The organism is Agrobacterium rubi TR3 = NBRC 13261 (assembly GCF_000739935.1).
Taxonomy (GTDB): Bacteria; Pseudomonadota; Alphaproteobacteria; order Rhizobiales; family Rhizobiaceae; genus Agrobacterium; species Agrobacterium rubi.
The window spans coordinates 43796-61782 of sequence record NZ_BBJU01000017.1; the positions used below are offsets into that span (position 1 = coordinate 43796).

Genomic DNA, 17987 nt, shown 5'->3' on the forward strand with positions numbered 1-17987 from the left:
GCCGATTAAAACTTACATTTTCGGCAGCAAGACCTTGTCGATGACATGAATGACGCCGTTCGACTGCTTGACGTCGGCAATTGTCACATCAGCGACATTGCCGTTTTCGTCCGTCAGCGTGATTTTCTTCATGTTGTATTTGGCCTTGAGAACGCAGCCACCGACCGTTTTCACGTCATGGGTGCCGCCATCGTCCTTGATCATCTTTTCGATGGCCGTGGACATCGCATCGGCTGCAACGACATGGCAGGTGAGAATCTTCGTCAGCTTCTCCTTGTTCTCAGGCTTCAGAAGCGTTTCGACAGTCCCCTTCGGCAATGCCGCAAAGGCTTCATTGGTTGGTGCGAAAACCGTGAACGGGCCTTTGCCCTGTAGCGTTTCGACCAGACCGGCGGCCTTGACGGCGGCAACAAGCGTGGTGTGATCCTTGGAATTCATCGCGTTTTCAACGATGTTCTTGTTCTCGTACATGGCCGCGCCACCCACCATCGGGTTTTTGGCCTGAGCCGCAAATGCGACGGTCGATACGGCTGCGGCAAGCGCGATCATGCGCAGGCTGAACTTTATCATGGCGTTTTCTCCTCTGTTCCGCCAATCGCCACCAACGTTTTTGCAGGTGACGTATCCGGTACATGAGAAGGTACGGGCCGGGTTCAGCGAAAGTTTCAGCGCCCCCGAATTATTTTTAGAGCTGCCGCGTCGTTCCGCTGGCAATGACAGGCCCGGTCGGCTTGCCGGTGGGCGATCCACCATAGGGCTCCAGGCTGACGGCAAGCGTAATGCCGTCGTGAAGCTGCTCACGCATATCGAGCGGAATGGTCATTTCCGCGTTTTTATGCGGATCGACAACGCCCAGCGAGATCGGCGTTCCATCCGCCCTGACCAGCCACAGCTCCAGCGAATTTTGCGACTTGTCACCAGCAGCCATCGGCATCAGTGCCATGCGCCCGGAGCTTGCGTCATAGGACACCATGAGTGCCATGGGGGCGTTGGGCGATGACAACTCTGCCGTATAGGACATCTGAGGAGGAAGCTGCCGAGACGAGGGCAGCACGACAAAGGTGATGGCCGCTGCAGCCGCGCATGCGGTCATCACGGCACTCAATCCGCGCCAGAAGGCGAGCGAGCCCCACAGCGATGGCAGGACACCTGCCTTGGCATTGGCCTTGGCCTCAGACGGGAACAGACGTGTCTCTATCGCAGGATAGGTCGAAGCGCTGGGTGTGACCGGTTTATACGCGTCATTGAGGCCCGCAAAATGCACTTCCCACTGACGGACCTGCTGAGCAAACCTCTCGTCGGAGCGCATGCGCTTTTCCACCAGCCGGCGGTCGTCCGCAGACAACACGCCAAGCACATATTCGGCGGCGATCGCATCGTCCCTTGGAATATCGCTGTCGTCAGGTTCCGTCATCGCTCCATGCACTCTTTCAGCTTGATGAGACTACGCCTCAACCACGTTCGCATCGTATTCAGCGGCACCGCATAATGCTGCGCCAGTTCCTGATAGCTCATGCCGTCCAGATAGGCTTGCCGAACAGCCTTGGCCTTGTTGTCTTCCAATTCCGAGAGACAGAGGTCGATAGTTCGACCTGAATCCTTATGCAGCAATGCCTGTTCCGGGTCCGGTGCGGTCTCTGCCAGATCAGGAACGTCGTCCAACTCGCTGGCGATGGGCTTGCGCGCACGGATGATGTCTATCGCCTGGTTTCGGGCGATGGCTGCCAGCCACACCTCGGCGGTGCCGGAGTTAGTGGAAAACAACCGTGCCCGTTGCCAGATCTTGATATAGACCTCCTGCAACGCTTCGTCCGCGTCAGTACGGTCTTTGAGTATACGAAGGCATATGGAAAAAAGTTTCGCGCTCGTGCGCTGATAGAGCGAAGCAAATGCGGTGCGGTCTGACAGGGCGACGAGGCCGATCAGCGTGCTCAGGTCGTCTTGCCGCATCACTCCATCCCGCCCGAAGGCCAGTTCCCGAATGGCTCGCAAGCTGGCAGGGTGCAGCCAAAAACGCAAGGACTGCTTTCCAACCGTTTCAACGAAAAATCATTGCGCCTGCGCGAAGAAAATCTTTGCGGCAAAGACGGAGAAAACGCCTGCGATCGTATAATCGAGACCCCGAAGAACCTTCCGATTGCTTTGCAGCCAGCCGGAAAGGCCATCTGCCGCAAACACGATGCCGATGCCGATGGGTAGGGCGACGATGATGGACCAGAGGCCGAGAAAAATCAGTTTGCCCGTGACGTGCGGGTCCGAGGCGCTAACGAATTGCGGCAAAAACGTCATGAAAAAGATGATGACTTTCGGGTTCAGCAGATTGACCCAGATGCCGTTCAGCAAAGCGGAGGTCAAAGACGCCTGTGGCTTTTGATCCTTCGGACGCTCCATGACGAAATTCGAGCCCTTGCGGATGGCTTGAATGGCCAGCCAGACGAGATAGGCGGCGCCGCCGGTTTTCAGCACCAGAAAGGCTGTGGGCGATGCGACGATGAGGGCGGCCACGCCAAAGGCAACAAGCATCGTATGCACTGTAATGCCGAGATTGGTGCCCACCAGCGTCATGAAGCCGGACGTGCGGCCTTCGCGCAGGGATCGGCTGATCCACAATGTCATATCTGGGCCGGGTGTCACCGACAGAAGCAGAATGGCAATGGTAAAGGCAATCAGGGTTGGCAGGCTAGGCAGGAAATCCACGGCGGCACCACACTTGCAAGGGTTTGATGCCTGTTCATAACGCGCTTTCGAAAGCCTGCCAACTGCCTGAGAAAGAATGCCGCGCCCGAAAGCGCGGCAGATAGGTCAGCTGTTCAGGAACGACTTGAAATCATCGCTGTAGTCTTCATGCCAGCGCGATAGCGGCGGACGATTTTCTACCAGATCGTTCGCGGCCCAGAGGATGCGTTTCTCATCCGTCTTTCGGTTCACCTCGCCATCGGGGCAAAGAATGTAGAAATCGCCATTGCCGATTCCGTCGATCATGAAATCGACCGTCTGTTCCGGCGTCCATGCACCGGATGGTTTTTCCGTCCGGCCATTGGCGGTCAGGCCGGTAAAGACGAAGCCGGGGATGAGAAGATGGGCCGAAATATTACCGTTCGGTGCGTTTCTCAGCTCATATTCCAAGGCCTCGGTAAAGGCTTTGACGCCCGCCTTGGACACGTTATAGGCCGGGTCGCCCGGCGGTGTGGTGATGCCCTGCTTGGAGCCGGTGTTGATGATGAGACCCGCCTCTCCGTGTGCCAGCATGCCGGAACCGAACACGCGGCTTCCATTGACGACGCCCATCAGATTGACGCCGAAAACCTTGTCCCAGTTTGCCTGTGGTCCGAAGATGGCGCTGCCCGGCTGTACGCCCGCATTGTTCATCAGCACGTGCACACGCCCGAAGCGCTGGATGACGGCGCGCTCCAGCGCCTCCAGCTCATCGAGTTTGGAAACATCGGTTGGAATGGAAACGATCTGCTCATCGCCATTTTCGGCAAGCGCAGCGATTTCGCTTTGGGCAGCGGCGAGCTTTTCACCGTCGAGGTCAACAAGCACGACACTCATGCCGAAACCGGCAAATTTGCGGGCGGCGGCAAGGCCGATACCGGATGCAGCGCCGGTGACGACGGCAACATTGTCTGGTGCGAATGCGTTGTGAAGGATCGTCATTGGTTTCTCCTTTTCGCTACCGCTTCAAATCTTTAGCAGCGATGTCCCATGGAACCATGCGCTCTACTGACGCGCTGTACAGTCTAGTCTTTTCGGCCCTTCAAGTCACATGAAGATGAAAGCGTTCCATCCGCGTGCCCTTTTGCATTTTTGTTGCACGCGCCGATAAACTCGCTAAAAGTGCCGAAATCCCAAGGAAATGGCGATATCCTGATGTCGCCGATACGCAAATGGATTTCACCGATGGCCCTTCCCAAAGACGTTAAGAAAGTCGTTCTCGCCTATTCCGGCGGGCTTGATACCTCGATTATTCTGAAATGGTTGCAGACCGAGCTGAACGCGGACGTCGTGACCTTTACCGCCGATCTCGGCCAGGGCGAAGAGCTGGAGCCTGCGCGCAAGAAGGCCGAGATGCTGGGCATCAAGGAAATCTTCGTGGAAGATGTGCGCGAAGAATTCGTGCGCGATTTCGTGTTCCCGATGTTCCGCGCCAACGCCGTTTACGAAGGCGTCTATCTGCTGGGCACCTCGATTGCCCGCCCGCTGATTTCCAAGCACCTGATCGACATCGCCAAGAAGACCGGCGCCGATGCCATCGCCCACGGCGCAACCGGCAAGGGCAACGACCAGGTTCGTTTCGAGCTTTCGGCCTATGCGCTGAACCCCGACATCAAGATCATCGCGCCATGGCGCGACTGGACGTTCAAGAGCCGGACCGATCTTCTGAATTTCGCCGAACAGCACCAGATTCCGGTTGCCAAGGACAAGAAGGGTGAAGCGCCGTTCTCCGTCGATGCCAACCTGCTGCACTCGTCTTCCGAGGGCAAGGTTCTGGAAGACCCCGCGGTCGAGGCTCCGGAATACGTGCATATGCGCACCATTTCGCCGGAAGCAGCCCCCGACAAGGCAACCGTCATCAAGGTCGGTTTCCGCAACGGTGATGCCTGCTCCATCAACGGCGTCGAAATGTCGCCTGCGACGCTTCTGGCAGCGCTCAACGATTACGGTCGCGACAACGGCATCGGCCGTCTCGATCTGGTCGAAAACCGCTATGTCGGCATGAAGAGCCGTGGCGTGTACGAAACGCCCGGCGGTACCATTCTGCTGGCGGCCCACCGCGCTATCGAGAGCATTACGCTCGACCGGGGTGCGGCCCACCTCAAGGACGAGATCATGCCGCGCTACGCCGAGCTGATCTATTACGGCTTCTGGTTCTCGCCAGAGCGCGAAATGTTGCAGGCCCTGATCGACAAGAGCCAGGAGCATGTGGAAGGCGAAGTGACGCTGAAGCTCTACAAGGGCAACGTCATGGTCACCGGTCGCGAATCGGCCAAGTCGCTCTATTCCGACAAGCTGGTGACCTTCGAGGACGACCAGGGCGCCTACGACCAGAAGGATGCAGCGGGCTTCATCAAGCTCAATGCTCTGCGCCTGCGCACACTGGCCAAGCGCAATCTCGGCAAGTAAGCTTCGATAGGCATGACTTTGAAAGCCCCGGTTCTCCAGGGCTTTTTTACGTCTGCCGGCGCGATAAAACGGCAAAGACGACATAGCTCGCTACGGCGCTCAACTCCATCAACGGGATGATCGTGCCGAAACTTGTGAGTGGCGAGCCGAGCAGGGCGGCGATGACACCGGCTGAAAAACCCGCGCTCATCTGGATGAACCCCATCATGGCGGACGCCGAACCTGCGATGTGCGGAAAGGGTGCCATGCCCATCGTGATGACATGCGGCGTCAGCAGCGCCAGCCCGAAGGTCGCAACTGCAACCGGCCCCATGATCGACAGGAAGGAGGGTGGGATGAAATGCACCGACAGGAAGATCAGCACACCACCTGTCGCAGACAGGCACATCCCCATGACCGCAGACCGACGGTCGCCAATTCTGCGGGCGATGAAGCGCAGGGCAATCGACCCGAGAAAATAAGCGCCGGATTGCATCAGCATGCCCACGCCGAATGCCGTGGGCGACAGACCGACGTCGTTGATCAGCACGAAAGGCAGCATGGTCGATTGTGCGTAGAGCGCACCGACCGTACCGCCCAGCACCAGCGCCGATAGCAGAAAGCGTGGCGACGCCAGAAGCTCACCATAGGCGCTGAGCAGACGGGATGGGCGAAGACGGCTCCGGTCCGGAACCGTCGTTTCGCGCAGGCAGAAAACGATGGCCGTAATCGAAATCAGCCCGAACGCCAGCATCAGGACGAAGACCGATTGCCAGCCGAAGGCGAGCAGCGACAACCCGCCGATCGTCGGCCCCGCAGCCGGACCAACCGCCAGCATAATGCCGATGAGGTTGAGAATGCCGATGGCCTGATGACCGCTGAACTGATCGCGCACCACTGCCCGCGCCACGGTGACGCCAACCGACGCCCCGATGCCCTGAATGAGGCGGGCCGCCAGTAACACCTCGACACTGGGTGCGAAAGCGGCAAGCGCTCCGCCCGCCAGATAGATCAGCAGGAACAGAATGGTGGCCTTGCGACGGCCAAACGCATCCGACATGGCACCGGACACGAGTTGGGCGATGGCAAAACCGCCAAAATAGAGCGTGAGGCTCATCTTGATCGCCGATTCCGTCGTTGAAAAGGCGCGGACGAGTTCCGGCATCGCAGGCGTGTAAATCGCCATCGACACCGGCCCAAGCGAGGTCAGCATTGCGCCCAGAATAGCCGTGCGCCGCACCGTCATCGGCGTTGTCAAACTGCTCACGTCGGGGCCTGCTTGCTCTTGTCGCTCACTGCCATCTGAAGGTTTTTCTGGACGGTCGCCAGGAGATCATGAAATTTGGACAGATCGTTCTCACTGAAACCCTCCGTCGCCTGACCGATCAGGCTATCGACCTCAAGGCGGACGGCCACCAGCAATTGCTCTGAGGTTTGCGTCAAATAAATGCATTTGGAACGGCGATCATCCGGGTTGGGACGACGCTCCACCAGATCAAGCGATTGCAACCTGTCGAGATAGGTGCACACCGTCATGGGCTCCAGCCCGATACGGCTGGCAATATCGGCCTGTTTGCTGCCATCGATGGCGGCAACCGTCAAAAGGGCGCGTGCCTCACCCGGTGTCAGCCCAAGCCCCGCCTCGCTGATGCGTCGCTCGAAGGCGCTGTTGAGAAAACGCGCACTGCTGTTGAGCAGGAAGGCCAGTGATTCTTTTTCAAGGGAAGTGTTCATGGCGCGCCTATTTGGTAAGCCTTCCTTATAAAAAACTTCGCGGCCCAAAGGCAAGACGCGCTCTTTGCCTAGAGCTCTGTCCCAGAGAATAGTTTTCCTCGGCACCCGAAGCCACATATTGAAACCCAGCCTCAGCCATGCCCATATGCAGGCAAATCGCATCTGCATGAGGACGAACTGATGACTTCCACCGCCGCACACTATCCCGCCTTGACCGAATGGAACGGGAAAAACGGTTTGCCTCGGTTCGATGCGGTCAAAGACGAGGACTTTGCCGGCGCTTTCGATGCCGCACTCACCGCTCATGATGCCGAGATCGACGACATCGCAAACAATGCGGACGCGCCAAGCTTCGCCAATACGATCGTCGCCTTGGAAACCGCAGGCGATGCCTTGTCGCGCGTTTCCGCCCTGTTCTGGAACAAGGCGGGCGCCCACACCAATCCGGCCATTCAGGCGCTGGAGCGCGAGATCGCGCCGAAAATGTCGCGGCATTATTCGAAGATCAGCATGAACGAGGCGCTGTTTGCGCGGGTCGATACGCTGTGGGAACAGCACGAAACGCTCGGCCTGACCGGCGAAGAGCTGCGCGTGCTGGAACGTCATTGGAAGGGCTTCGTGCGTTCCGGCGCCAAGCTGCCAAAGGAAGCGCAGGAGCGGCTGGCTGAAATCAACGAAGAACTGGCCGGTCTTGGCGCGAAATTCGGCCAGAATGTTCTGGCCGATGAGAAAAGCTGGAAGCTGCTTCTGTCTTCGGACGAAGAACTCGCAGGCCTTCCCGGCTTTTTGCGCGATTCCATGAAAAGTGCTGCGCGCGAACATGGCGAAGATGGCAAATTCGCCGTCACCCTGTCCCGCTCGATCATCGAACCCTTCCTAACCTTTTCCGAGCGTCGCGACCTGCGTGAGCAGGCGTTCAAGGCCTGGGTCGCACGTGGCGAAAACGGTGGCGAGAGCGACAATCGCGATACCGTCAAACGCACGCTGGAACTGCGCGACGAAAAGGCAAAGCTGCTTGGCTACGACAATTTCGCCGCCTACAAGCTCGATAACACCATGGCCAAGACACCGGATGCGGTGAACACGCTGCTGATGCAGGTGTGGGACAAGGCCGTTGCCCGCGCGGGCGAGGAAGAGGCGGAACTGGCCGCGGTGATCGCCGACGAAGGCAAGAACCACGAGGTGATGCCGTGGGACTGGCGCCACTACGCCGAAAAACTGCGGTCCAAAAAATTCAACTTCTCGGAAACGGAGCTCAAGCCCTATCTTCAGCTGGAAAAAATCGTCGAAGCCTGCTTCGACGTTGCGCACAGACTGTTCGGCATCAAAGCCATCGAACTGAAAGACGCAACCGCCTATCATCCTGACGTGCGGACCTTCGAAATTCGCGATGACAAGGGCGATCTCGTTGCCATGTTCCTCGCCGATTTCTTTGCGCGGCCTTCCAAACGCTCCGGTGCGTGGATGAGTTCGTTTCAGTCGCAGCATAAGCTGCCCCTGAAGAACGGCACGGTGGGCGAATTGCCGATCATCTACAATGTCTGCAATTTCGCCAAGCCATCGGCTGGAAAACCGGCCCTTCTCTCGCTGGACGACGCCCGCACGCTGTTCCACGAATTCGGCCACGCGCTGCACGGCATGCTGTCCAACGTGACCTACCCATCCGTATCGGGCACATCCGTATCGCGTGATTTCGTAGAGCTGCCATCGCAGCTTTACGAACACTGGCTGACCGTGCCGGAAATCCTCGAAAAATACGCTCTGCACTACGAAACCGGAGCGCCTATGCCGAAGGCTTTGCTGGACAAGGTACTGGCTGCACAGACCTTCAATGCCGGTTTCAACACGGTCGAGTTCACCTCTTCGGCGCTGGTGGACATGGCGTTCCACACACGTGGTGCCGTTGAAGACCCGATGGCCGTGCAAAGCGAGGTTCTGGCATCGCTCGACATGCCCAAATCCATCGTCATGCGCCACGCAACGCCGCATTTCCAGCACGTGTTTTCCGGCGACGGCTATTCGGCAGGCTACTACTCCTACATGTGGTCGGAGGTTCTGGATGCCGATGCTTTCGAAGCGTTCGAGGAAACCGGCGACGCCTTCAATGCCGACACAGCACGCAAGCTGAAAGACAACATCTATTCCGTTGGCGGCTCTGTTGACGCGGAGGAAACCTACAAGGCGTTCCGCGGCAAGATGCCAAGCGCCGAAGCGATGCTGAAAAAGCGCGGTCTGGTTTCAGGCTAAGCCTGGTAAACGGCACCTGAAAACTGTCATAAAACTCTGATACGGCGTTTCTGCAAGGGGCTTATGTGGTTGGCCCCCCTTTCGCATTTGCAAAAAAAAGGTTATAGGCCCGCCAGACTAAATTGGCGCATCTATGTTATGACGCCCCAACTTCAGAGATATTGAACAATGGCAATTCGCAACATCGCGATTATCGCGCACGTTGACCATGGCAAAACGACGCTCGTTGACGAGCTTCTGAAACAGTCCGGTTCGTTCCGCGAAAACCAGCGCGTTGCAGAGCGCGTCATGGACAGTAACGACCTCGAAAAAGAACGCGGCATCACGATTCTCGCCAAGGCGACGTCTGTCGAGTGGAAGGGTGTTCGCATCAACATCGTTGATACCCCCGGCCACGCCGACTTCGGTGGCGAAGTCGAGCGTATCCTGTCGATGGTGGACGGCGCGATCGTTCTGGTCGATAGCTCTGAAGGCCCGATGCCGCAGACGAAATTCGTGGTCTCCAAGGCTCTCAAGGTTGGCCTCAAGCCGATCGTTGCGATCAACAAGATCGACCGTCCCGATGGCCGCCATGAGGAAGTCATCAACGAAGTGTTCGACCTTTTCGCGAACCTCGATGCGACCGACGAACAGCTCGACTTCCCGATCCTTTACGGTTCCGGTCGTGATGGCTGGATGAACGTCAACCCAGAGGGACCGAAGGACGAAGGTCTTGCACCGCTTCTCGACCTCGTTCTCAAGCACGTGCCTGAGCCCACCGTTGAAGAAGGTCCGTTCCGTCTGATCGGTACGATCCTCGAAGCCAACCCCTTCCTCGGCCGCATCATCACCGGTCGTATCGCATCCGGTTCGATCAAGCCGAACCAGGCCGTCAAGGTTCTGGGCCAAGATGGCAAGATCATTGAGACCGGTCGTATTTCCAAGATCCTCGCGTTCCGCGGCATCGAGCGCACAGCCATCGATGAAGCCCATGCAGGCGACATCGTTGCTATCGCCGGTCTTTCCAAGGGCACTGTTGCCGACACGTTCTGTGACCCTTCCGTCACCGAAGCGATGACTGCACAGCCGATCGACCCACCAACGGTGACCATGTCCTTCATCGTCAATGACAGCCCACTGGCTGGCACCGAAGGCGACAAGGTCACATCGCGCGTGATCCGCGATCGTCTCTACAAGGAAGCCGAAGGCAACGTTGCGCTGAAGATCGAAGAAGCCGAAGGCAAGGACTCGTTCTTCGTGTCGGGCCGTGGCGAATTGCAGCTTGCCGTTCTGATCGAAACCATGCGTCGCGAAGGCTTCGAGCTTGCGGTTTCGCGTCCGCGCGTCGTGATGCAGAAGGACGAGAACGGCCAGACCATCGAGCCGATCGAAGAAGTCGTCATCGACGTGGATGAAGAGCATTCCGGTATCGTCGTTCAGAAGATGTCCGAACGTAAGGCCGAAATGACCGAACTTCGTCCATCCGGCGGCAACCGCGTTCGTCTGAAGTTCTTGGCGCCGACCCGTGGCCTTATCGGCTACCAGTCCGAACTGCTGACCGACACACGCGGCACGGCGATCATGAACCGTCTGTTCCACTCCTACCAGCCATTCAAGGGCGCTATTGCTGGTCGCGTCCAGGGCGTTCTGCTGTCGAACGGTTCCGGTGAAGCGGTTGCCTACGCCATGTTCAACCTGGAAGATCGCGGCCCGATGATGATCGAGCCCGGCGAAAAGGTTTATGCTGGCATGATCATCGGCATTCACACACGCGACAACGACCTTGAAGTCAACGTCCTCAAGGGCAAGCAGCTCACCAACATCCGCGCCGCCGGCAAGGATGAAGCCGTGAAGCTGACGCCGCCGATCCGCATGACGCTTGACCGCGCCCTGTCTTGGATTCAGGACGATGAATTGATGGAAGTGACGCCAAAGTCGATCCGTCTGCGCAAGATGTTCCTGGATGCCAACGACCGCAAACGTTTCGACAAGGCAAAGCTTGCCGTCTGATTTCCCGTCAAACTTTCACATCAAAAAAACCCGGCCACCGTGCCGGGTTTTTTATTGCCCGCCGTTTACAGGCAGGCGCTCGCATTATTCGCGGGACTGAGTCGCGTACCGCTTGCTTCGTTGGTAAATATAGCGTTAATTTTCCGGCATCATCCACATGAATAGGCTGTGGGTAAGCTTGAAGCCGTTAACCTTTATGGCTGGTAAGTTTTCTCTGCCGGGATCAGAATCGCGTTATGAAAACGTTATCCATAGACATTCGCCGAGCAGAGCCGGACGATGCGCCCGCCATTTCCGATGCGCACCGATCCTCGTGGCAGCAAGCCTATGCGGGTCTCATTCCCCATAAGCCGCTTCGGCAGATGCTGGATCGCCGCAACGAAATATGGTGGCGCAAGGCCGCCCGTGGGTCTGCCACGATGCTGGTCGTGGAAATCGCCGGCGTCATCGCAGGTTATACGACCCTCGGCCTCAGCCGCGCCCGTGGACTGCCCTATGACGGCGAGATTTACGAAATTTATTTTCGCCCGGAATATCAGGGCATGGGCCTCGGCTCGGTTCTGTTCACCGAAGCAAGGCGTCTGCTCAAATCCCTCGGCTGCAAAGGCGTCGTCGTCTGGTGCCTTGAGGACAGCGATGTCGCCAACCGCTTCTTCCGCTCGCATGGCGGCAAGGACGTGGCAGAGGGCATGGAAGATTTTGCGGGCACGCAACTGCGTAAGCTTGGCTTCGTCTGGCACTGACACCAGTCTAGCGGCATTAAAAGCACCGTACCGCGTTTGCCGGGATTGGCCTTCAAATAGAACCGATTTTGCGCTATTGCAGCATGAGCGTGCAGCGTTCAATGCTGCTATCAGCAAGATTTCGGAGTGAAAGATGGAAAAGTTCACCAAACTGACGGGTGTTGCCGCCCCCATGCCGGTCGTCAACATCGACACGGACATGATCATTCCGAAGGACTACCTCAAAACCATCAAGCGCACTGGTCTCGGCACCGGCCTGTTCGCGGAATCGCGCTATCTGGAAGATGGTTCGCCCAATCCTGATTTCGTGCTGAACAAGCCTGCCTATCAGAACGCACAGATTCTCGTCGCTGGCGATAATTTCGGCTGCGGTTCCTCGCGTGAACATGCGCCTTGGGCGCTGCTGGATTTCGGCATTCGCTGCGTTATCTCCACCAGCTTTGCCGATATTTTCTACAACAACTGTTTCAAGAACGGCATTCTGCCCATCGTCGTCAGCCCGGAAAATCTGGAAAAGCTGATGGATGACGCATCGCGCGGCTCTAATGCCGTTGTGACGGTCGATCTCGAAAACCTCGAGATCAGCGGCCCGGATGGCGGTACGATCTCGTTCGAACTCGACGAATTCAAGCGCCATTGCATGCTGAACGGCCTCGATGATATCGGCCTGACACTGGAACATGCGGGTGCCATCGAAGGCTTCGAAAAGACCAACGCCTCCGCCCGCCCCTGGGCTTGATCGCATTCAGAGCCTGTTTGGTTCTACCCGTACCGAATCGTCGCTGGCGTTCCTTGAAATAGACCATCTCCAAGGCTAAGAAGCCCGCACCCCGCAACATTTGACGCTGCGGGGCTAAGGATTTTGACGCGCCCGCCGTTTGAAACCTCCGGAGGTTCTACGTCGTGGCCAAGGAGGGTTTTCATGACAGTGCGCACGCTTTTCCTGCTGCCCGGTGACGGCATCGGCCCCGAAGCCATGGCGGAAGTCCGCAAGCTGATCGATTATCTCAACAGCGAGAAGGCTGCTGGTTTCAAGACGGAAGAAGGCCTCGTCGGCGGCAGCGCCTATGACGCGCACGGCGTGGCAATCTCCGACGCCGACATGGAAAAAGCGCTGGCAGCAGATGCGATTCTGTTCGGCGCTGTCGGTGGTCCCAAGTGGGATAGCGTGCCTTACGAGGTGCGCCCGGAATCCGGTCTGTTGCGCCTGCGCAAGGATTTGGAGCTGTTCGCCAATCTGCGCCCGGCGATCTGCTACCCGGCACTGGCTGCCGCATCCTCGCTGAAGCAGGAACTGGTCGAGGGCCTCGATATCCTCATCGTTCGCGAATTGACGGGCGGCGTTTATTTCGGTGAGCCGAAGCAGATCATCGACCTTGGCAACGGCCAGAAGCGCGGCATCGATACCCAGATTTACGACACGTTCGAAATCGAGCGCATCGCCAGCGTAGCCTTCGAGCTGGCCCGCACCCGTGGCAATCGCGTCTGCTCCATGGAAAAGCGCAACGTCATGAAGTCGGGCGTGTTGTGGAATCAGGTCGTCACCGAAACCCATGCGGCGAAGTACAAGGACGTGCAGCTGGAGCATATGCTGGCCGATGCCGGTGGCATGCAGCTGGTTCGCAAGCCCAAGCAGTTCGACGTGATCGTCACCGACAACCTGTTCGGCGATATGCTGTCGGACGTAGCCGCCATGCTGACGGGCTCTCTCGGTATGCTGCCATCCGCTTCGCTGGGCGCACCGGATGCCAAGACCGGTAAGCGCAAGGCCATGTACGAGCCCGTGCATGGCTCGGCCCCTGACATTGCTGGCAAGGGTATCGCAAACCCCATCGCCATGATCGCGTCCTTTGCCATGTGCCTGCGCTACTCCTTCAACATGGTGGATGAAGCGACCAAGCTGGAAACGGCCATCGCTAATGTGTTGGACAAGGGCATCCGCACAGCGGACATCGTCTCGGATGGCAGCCGTCAGGTCAGCACGTCTGAAATGGGCGATGCGGTTCTGGAAGAGTTCAAGGCGCTGTCGGCTTGATCGAAACATTCTGGGCAGGGGGCGTTGCGCCCTGCCCGGTATCGTCTTTCGGCAAGAGATGCTCATATCGCTTGTCGGTCAGCGTTTTCAAAAACGCGACGATGGCATCCACCCGCTTGTCATCCAGTGCAGGCGCTGCCGTCAGCTCCGTCATGGCGATATTCTCAGGCACCTCTGGTGCATCCCATGTCTGCCCCGTTTCCGGGTTGATCTGACGGCTGGGCTTCTTGCTTTTGTATTTTACGTAAAACAGCACGACCGTGCGCAAATCCTTGAACACGCCATTGTGCATGTAGGGGCCGGTCACCGCGACGTTGCGCAGGGTGGGGACCTTGAACTTGCCGCGCTGCGCGGGATCGCCTGCAACAGCGGGGTTCTGCGCCAAACCAAGATCGACGGCATCCGGCTTCGATCCATTCGCTGCCCGGGCTGCCTTGTTGGCGGGAACGCCGATGTTGAAATATTTGTGGTTGGTGAAAAGCCCGTTGGACAGGCCGTTCGGGCCTTTGAGTTCATGGCAGGTGTTGCAGTTGGTAAACTGTGTCGAGGACATCAGCACCCGGCCCAGCTCTTCCTGATCGGTCAGCTTCTCTTCACCCCGCAGGAAGCGGTCATATTTGGAATCGAATGTCGAGAAGGTGTCCGTCCGCTCGAAAGCGGCCAGCGCCTTCGTCATGGCGGCGAAGGCTGCGTCATCGGTCTTGAACACATCCCCGCCGAACTGGGTGCCGAAAGCGGCAGCGTAATCCGGGTTTTCCTGCAGCCGCTTGGCGATGGTCGTTTTGTCCGGCATGCCCATTTCGATTGGGTTGAGAGGCGGGCCAGCCGCCTGATCTTCCAGAGACGATGCGCGGCCATCCCAGAACTGGCCGCCGACATATTCGCCCAGCGCGTTCTTTCCGAACGGTGGTGAAAAGCTGGCATAGGCGGCGCTGGGCGTGTTTCGATCACCCAGCGAGGTGCCGTCATCTCCCAGCGAGACATCGTGCCCAATCGGGCCGCCTGCATCACGTCCATCGGTAAAGCCCGCCGCCGGCATGTGGCAGGTGGAGCAGGACATGGTGCGGTTCATGGAGAGATTGGGATCATCGAACAAGGCAGCGCCAAGCTTTTCCAGCGTGGCATAATCCTCGCCGCCATGGGCAAAGGTTCCCGTGCCAAGCCCAGCGGGCGTAAAGGAAAAGGCACATGCAGAGATAACGCAGATGAGATGTCTGATCATGGCAGAACGCCGCAATAGATGAACTGGCGTGCTCTATAGCACCTCAAAACGGCGAAGCACAGAAACTTTCTGTGCCCGCTCCACTTTACCGCAACAGATGTTTCAGTCGATCTGGAAGTAATTCTCGAAGGATTCCGGAAAGTTCTGCCGTGCCACCCGCTCATCGATAACAAGCATGGACTGATACGACAGCGGATCGAAGTCCTTGTCGGCAGGCAGCACCTCACGACCGAACAGAAGGCTCAGGCGGGCAGCATCGAGGTTACCGCGCTCGAACGGCTCGTTGCCGAACTGGTGCCACAGCGCATGCAGGAAAGCGGCATCCACCTTGTGTTCCGCCGAATCATTACGCGCACGGCGCGGAATCTGTTTAACGGGCGTGACGCCGCGCGGATTGGCGCGGCGTATAGTGAATTGAATGCCCGTGCTCGGCATGCCGGATGGAAAGCCGCGGTGTTTCGTCATTTCAGGCAGCTTTGCCATGGTGTTTCCTTATGCTTTGCCGATCTTGTCCTGCGTCTTCGTATCGAAGTCTGAGGCGTCGTGGCGTTCGTGTAACTGTTCTGACGGATCGCCATTCATCTTGTTGACCATGCGACCACGCTTGACCGCCGGACGTTCCGCAATTTCGTTCGCCCAGCGCTGAAGGTTCTTATAGCTCTTCACGTCCAAGAAGACATCTGCCTTCGGATAGGACTGCCCACGCGCCAGATTGCCATACCACGGCCACACCGCAATATCCGCAATCGAATATTCCGAACCGGCCAGATAGCGGTTTTCTGCCAGATGGCGGTCCAGCACGTCAAGCTGTCGCTTGGCTTCCATGGCAAAACGGTCGATGGCATATTTGATGTGAATGGGCGCATAGGCATAGAAATGGCCGAAACCACCGCCCAGATACGGGCCGGATGCCATCTGCCAGAACAGCCAGTTGATCGCCTCGGTGCGACCCTTGTGGTCCGTAGGCAGAAATGCGCCGAATTTTTCCGCGAGATAGAGCAGGATCGAGCCGCTTTCGAACACGCGAGTCGGCTCCGGCGTGGAATGGTCCACCAGCGCCGGAATTTTCGAATTCGGGTTGGCCTTAACGAAATCGGAGCCGAACTGGTCGCCCTCACCGATCTTGATCAGCCAGGCATCGTATTCGGCGCCCGTATGCCCCGCCGCCAGCAGCTCTTCCAGCATGATGCCAACCTTCTGGCCGTTGGGCGTCGCCAGCGAATAAAGCTGCAGCGGATGTTTGCCGACCGGCAATTCCTTGTCGTGGGTCGGGCCGGCAATCGGGCGGTTGATATTGGCGAACTGACCGCCGTTGCCCTTTTCCCACTCCCAGACGTCGGCTGGTTCGTAACCGGCAGGAAAGTTATTCTCGGGGGATTTCTCGGTCATGAAAATCTGTCCTTGTTCAACGGATCAAGCGCCAGCGTTCAGCACTCCAAAGCAATATAGGGATCAACAAAGATTTCCTCCACCGCATCATCGATGAGAAAAATTCAACCTTTGGCGATGGCGTGAAAAAACGTCCCCGTAACTTGCCCGCGTCGGCCACCGGATGGGCCAAGCGGTTTGCCCTGCCCATCGGCAATCTGGGCAAAGGCTTCGTCGTGACCTTGATCGATGACCCGCGCATAATGAAACTCATGGCCGCGCAGAACATCGCCAGCGCGCCCGATGGGACTATCGGCTATAATTGTCGCCTGCCGGTAGCCGAGGTTCATCTTGCGCTTGGCGAAGCTGGTGGCATGCGACAACAGCCCCGTCATCTGGTGGGTCACGCCATCCGCATCCTCGAGTGCGGCACCCAGCACCATGTAGCCTCCGCATTCGCCATGGACAGGCTTGGTTTCTGCGAAGTGTGCCAGACCCGACCTGAAGCTATCAGCGGCGGCAAGCTGGCCCGCAAAAAGCTCGGGATATCCTCCCGGCAACCAGCAGACATCGCAGGAAGGCTCCGGGCCCTCATCGGCCAGCGGCGAAAAGGGCACGATCTCGGCACCGGCTTCGCGCCAGTGACGGGCAAGATGCGGATAGAGGAACGTAAAGGCGGCATCCTGCGCCAGCGCAATCCGCTGGCCGGGCGGGGCAATCGCTGAAACGGTCGAGCCATGCGGCACGGTAACGGGTTGCGCCAGAGACAGAAGCGCATCGAGATCGATGGCCGCCTCCATGGCATCTGCCAGGCGGTCGATATGCCCATCGATTTCCGGGTGCTCGCTGGCCTGCACTAGCCCCAGATGCCGCTCCGGCAGCACCAGCGACGGATCACGCATGACGCAGCCCGCAACGGGCAGGCCGATCTTTTCGATGGCTTGCGAGCAGAGCGTGCGGTGCCGTTCACTGCCTGCGCGGTTCAGCACCACGGCGGACATTTCGACTGCCGGATCGTAATGGGCAAAGCCATGGGCGACGGCTGCGGCGGTTTGCGACTGGCCGGAGACATCCAGCACCAGAAGCACGGGAATGCCGAACAGGCGCGCCAGATCGGCCGCAGAGCCGGTTCTATTATCCGGCACGACGATACCATCGAACAGGCCCATGGCGCTTTCGATCAACACCAGTTCTGCATCCCCTGCCTGCTGGGCAAACAGATGCCGCAGCAAATCGGGCTGCATGGCCCAACTATCGAGATTGAGCCCCGGCGTTCTTGCCGCAAAGGCATGGAAACCCGGATCGATATAATCAGGCCCGGTCTTGATACCGCGCACTTTCACGCCCCGCCGCGCAAAAGCGCGCAAAAGCCCAATGGTGACGCTGGTCTTGCCGGAGCCAGAGCGCGGCGCGCCGATGATGATGGCACGTGCCGTCATACCCGTCTTCCCTCATTCCTGTGCTCGTCACAGGAATCTAGCCAGCCCAAGTCATTGGGCTGAAAAGATTCTTTCCGCCGCGCAGACGCGCGATGACTGGATTCCTG

17 protein-coding genes are annotated in these 17987 nt (G+C 58.3%); 6 read left to right on the forward strand and 11 right to left on the reverse strand.

Annotation, left to right across the window (positions count from 1 at the left end):
* Positions 1-12 precede the first annotated feature (12 nt).
* From RRU01S_RS14465 to RRU01S_RS14485, 5 genes are all read right to left on the reverse strand, one after another.
* Positions 13-570, reverse strand: a complete 558-nt coding sequence (locus RRU01S_RS14465) for a fasciclin domain-containing protein (RefSeq protein WP_045230999.1) — start codon at positions 568-570, stop codon at positions 13-15.
* Positions 571-685: 115 nt separating this feature from the next.
* Positions 686-1414 carry an anti-sigma factor gene (locus RRU01S_RS14470; RefSeq protein WP_045231000.1) on the reverse strand — a complete coding sequence of 243 codons (729 nt, stop codon included), beginning with the start codon at positions 1412-1414 and terminating at the stop codon, positions 686-688.
* Positions 1411-1950, reverse strand: a complete 540-nt coding sequence (locus RRU01S_RS14475) for a sigma-70 family RNA polymerase sigma factor (protein ID WP_045231001.1) — start codon at positions 1948-1950, stop codon at positions 1411-1413. The genes RRU01S_RS14470 and RRU01S_RS14475 overlap by 4 nt, the downstream gene beginning before the upstream one ends.
* Before the next feature lie 99 nt (positions 1951-2049).
* Positions 2050-2697 (reverse strand): LysE family translocator, encoded by a 648-nt coding sequence (locus RRU01S_RS14480; protein WP_045231002.1) that lies wholly within the window; start codon positions 2695-2697, stop codon positions 2050-2052.
* A 105-nt stretch (positions 2698-2802) separates the two neighbouring features.
* Positions 2803-3657, reverse strand: coding sequence for an SDR family NAD(P)-dependent oxidoreductase (locus RRU01S_RS14485; protein ID WP_045231003.1), 855 nt, complete (start codon positions 3655-3657; stop codon positions 2803-2805).
* A gap of 243 nt (positions 3658-3900) precedes the next feature.
* Between RRU01S_RS14485 and RRU01S_RS14490 the strand changes: the two genes are divergently transcribed.
* Positions 3901-5124, forward strand: a complete 1224-nt coding sequence (locus RRU01S_RS14490) for an argininosuccinate synthase (RefSeq protein WP_045231004.1) — start codon at positions 3901-3903, stop codon at positions 5122-5124.
* 46 nt (positions 5125-5170) lie between these two features.
* Here the strand turns inward: RRU01S_RS14490 and RRU01S_RS14495 are convergent, their stop codons facing one another.
* Together RRU01S_RS14495 and RRU01S_RS14500 are read right to left on the reverse strand one after the other, a co-directional pair.
* Entirely contained in the window at positions 5171-6349 is a 1179-nt protein-coding gene (locus tag RRU01S_RS14495) for a multidrug effflux MFS transporter (RefSeq protein WP_045231005.1), read from the reverse strand.
* A 17-nt stretch (positions 6350-6366) separates the two neighbouring features.
* The gene (locus RRU01S_RS14500) at positions 6367-6837 is read right to left on the reverse strand and encodes a MarR family winged helix-turn-helix transcriptional regulator (RefSeq protein WP_045231006.1); all 471 of its coding nucleotides are present in this window, start codon (positions 6835-6837) and stop codon (positions 6367-6369) included.
* Between the two features lie 180 nt (positions 6838-7017).
* Here RRU01S_RS14500 and RRU01S_RS14505 point away from each other — a divergent pair, with 180 nt between their 5' ends.
* From RRU01S_RS14505 to leuB, 5 genes are all read left to right on the forward strand, one after another.
* A complete protein-coding gene (locus RRU01S_RS14505; RefSeq protein ID WP_045231007.1) occupies positions 7018-9084 on the forward strand; it encodes a M3 family metallopeptidase in 2067 nt (688 codons plus the stop codon).
* 168 nt (positions 9085-9252) lie between these two features.
* Positions 9253-11073 carry a translational GTPase TypA gene (typA, locus tag RRU01S_RS14510; protein WP_045231008.1) on the forward strand — a complete coding sequence of 607 codons (1821 nt, stop codon included), beginning with the start codon at positions 9253-9255 and terminating at the stop codon, positions 11071-11073.
* A gap of 236 nt (positions 11074-11309) precedes the next feature.
* On the forward strand, positions 11310-11816 hold the full coding sequence (locus RRU01S_RS14515; RefSeq protein WP_045231009.1) for a GNAT family N-acetyltransferase: 507 nt from the start codon (positions 11310-11312) through the stop codon (positions 11814-11816).
* Between the two features lie 133 nt (positions 11817-11949).
* The gene (gene leuD / locus RRU01S_RS14520; RefSeq protein WP_045231010.1) at positions 11950-12555 is read left to right on the forward strand and encodes a 3-isopropylmalate dehydratase small subunit; all 606 of its coding nucleotides are present in this window, start codon (positions 11950-11952) and stop codon (positions 12553-12555) included.
* A gap of 183 nt (positions 12556-12738) precedes the next feature.
* Positions 12739-13851: a 3-isopropylmalate dehydrogenase gene (gene leuB / locus RRU01S_RS14525; protein ID WP_045231011.1), complete on the forward strand. Its 1113-nt coding sequence runs from the start codon at positions 12739-12741 to the stop codon at positions 13849-13851.
* Here leuB and RRU01S_RS14530 read toward each other — a convergent pair.
* The 4 genes from RRU01S_RS14530 to RRU01S_RS14545 all read right to left on the reverse strand — a co-directional run bounded on the left by RRU01S_RS14530 (position 13832) and on the right by RRU01S_RS14545 (position 17880).
* Positions 13832-15073: a cytochrome-c peroxidase gene (locus RRU01S_RS14530; protein WP_045231012.1), complete on the reverse strand. Its 1242-nt coding sequence runs from the start codon at positions 15071-15073 to the stop codon at positions 13832-13834. The genes leuB and RRU01S_RS14530 overlap by 20 nt on opposite strands.
* Before the next feature lie 102 nt (positions 15074-15175).
* Positions 15176-15556, reverse strand: a complete 381-nt coding sequence (locus RRU01S_RS14535) for a hypothetical protein (RefSeq protein ID WP_045231013.1) — start codon at positions 15554-15556, stop codon at positions 15176-15178.
* Positions 15557-15565: 9 nt separating this feature from the next.
* Entirely contained in the window at positions 15566-16462 is an 897-nt protein-coding gene (gene yghU / locus RRU01S_RS14540) for a glutathione-dependent disulfide-bond oxidoreductase (protein WP_045231014.1), read from the reverse strand.
* 104 nt (positions 16463-16566) lie between these two features.
* A complete protein-coding gene (locus tag RRU01S_RS14545) occupies positions 16567-17880 on the reverse strand; it encodes a cobyrinic acid a,c-diamide synthase CobB (RefSeq protein WP_045231015.1) in 1314 nt (437 codons plus the stop codon).
* Positions 17881-17987: the final 107 nt, after the last annotated feature.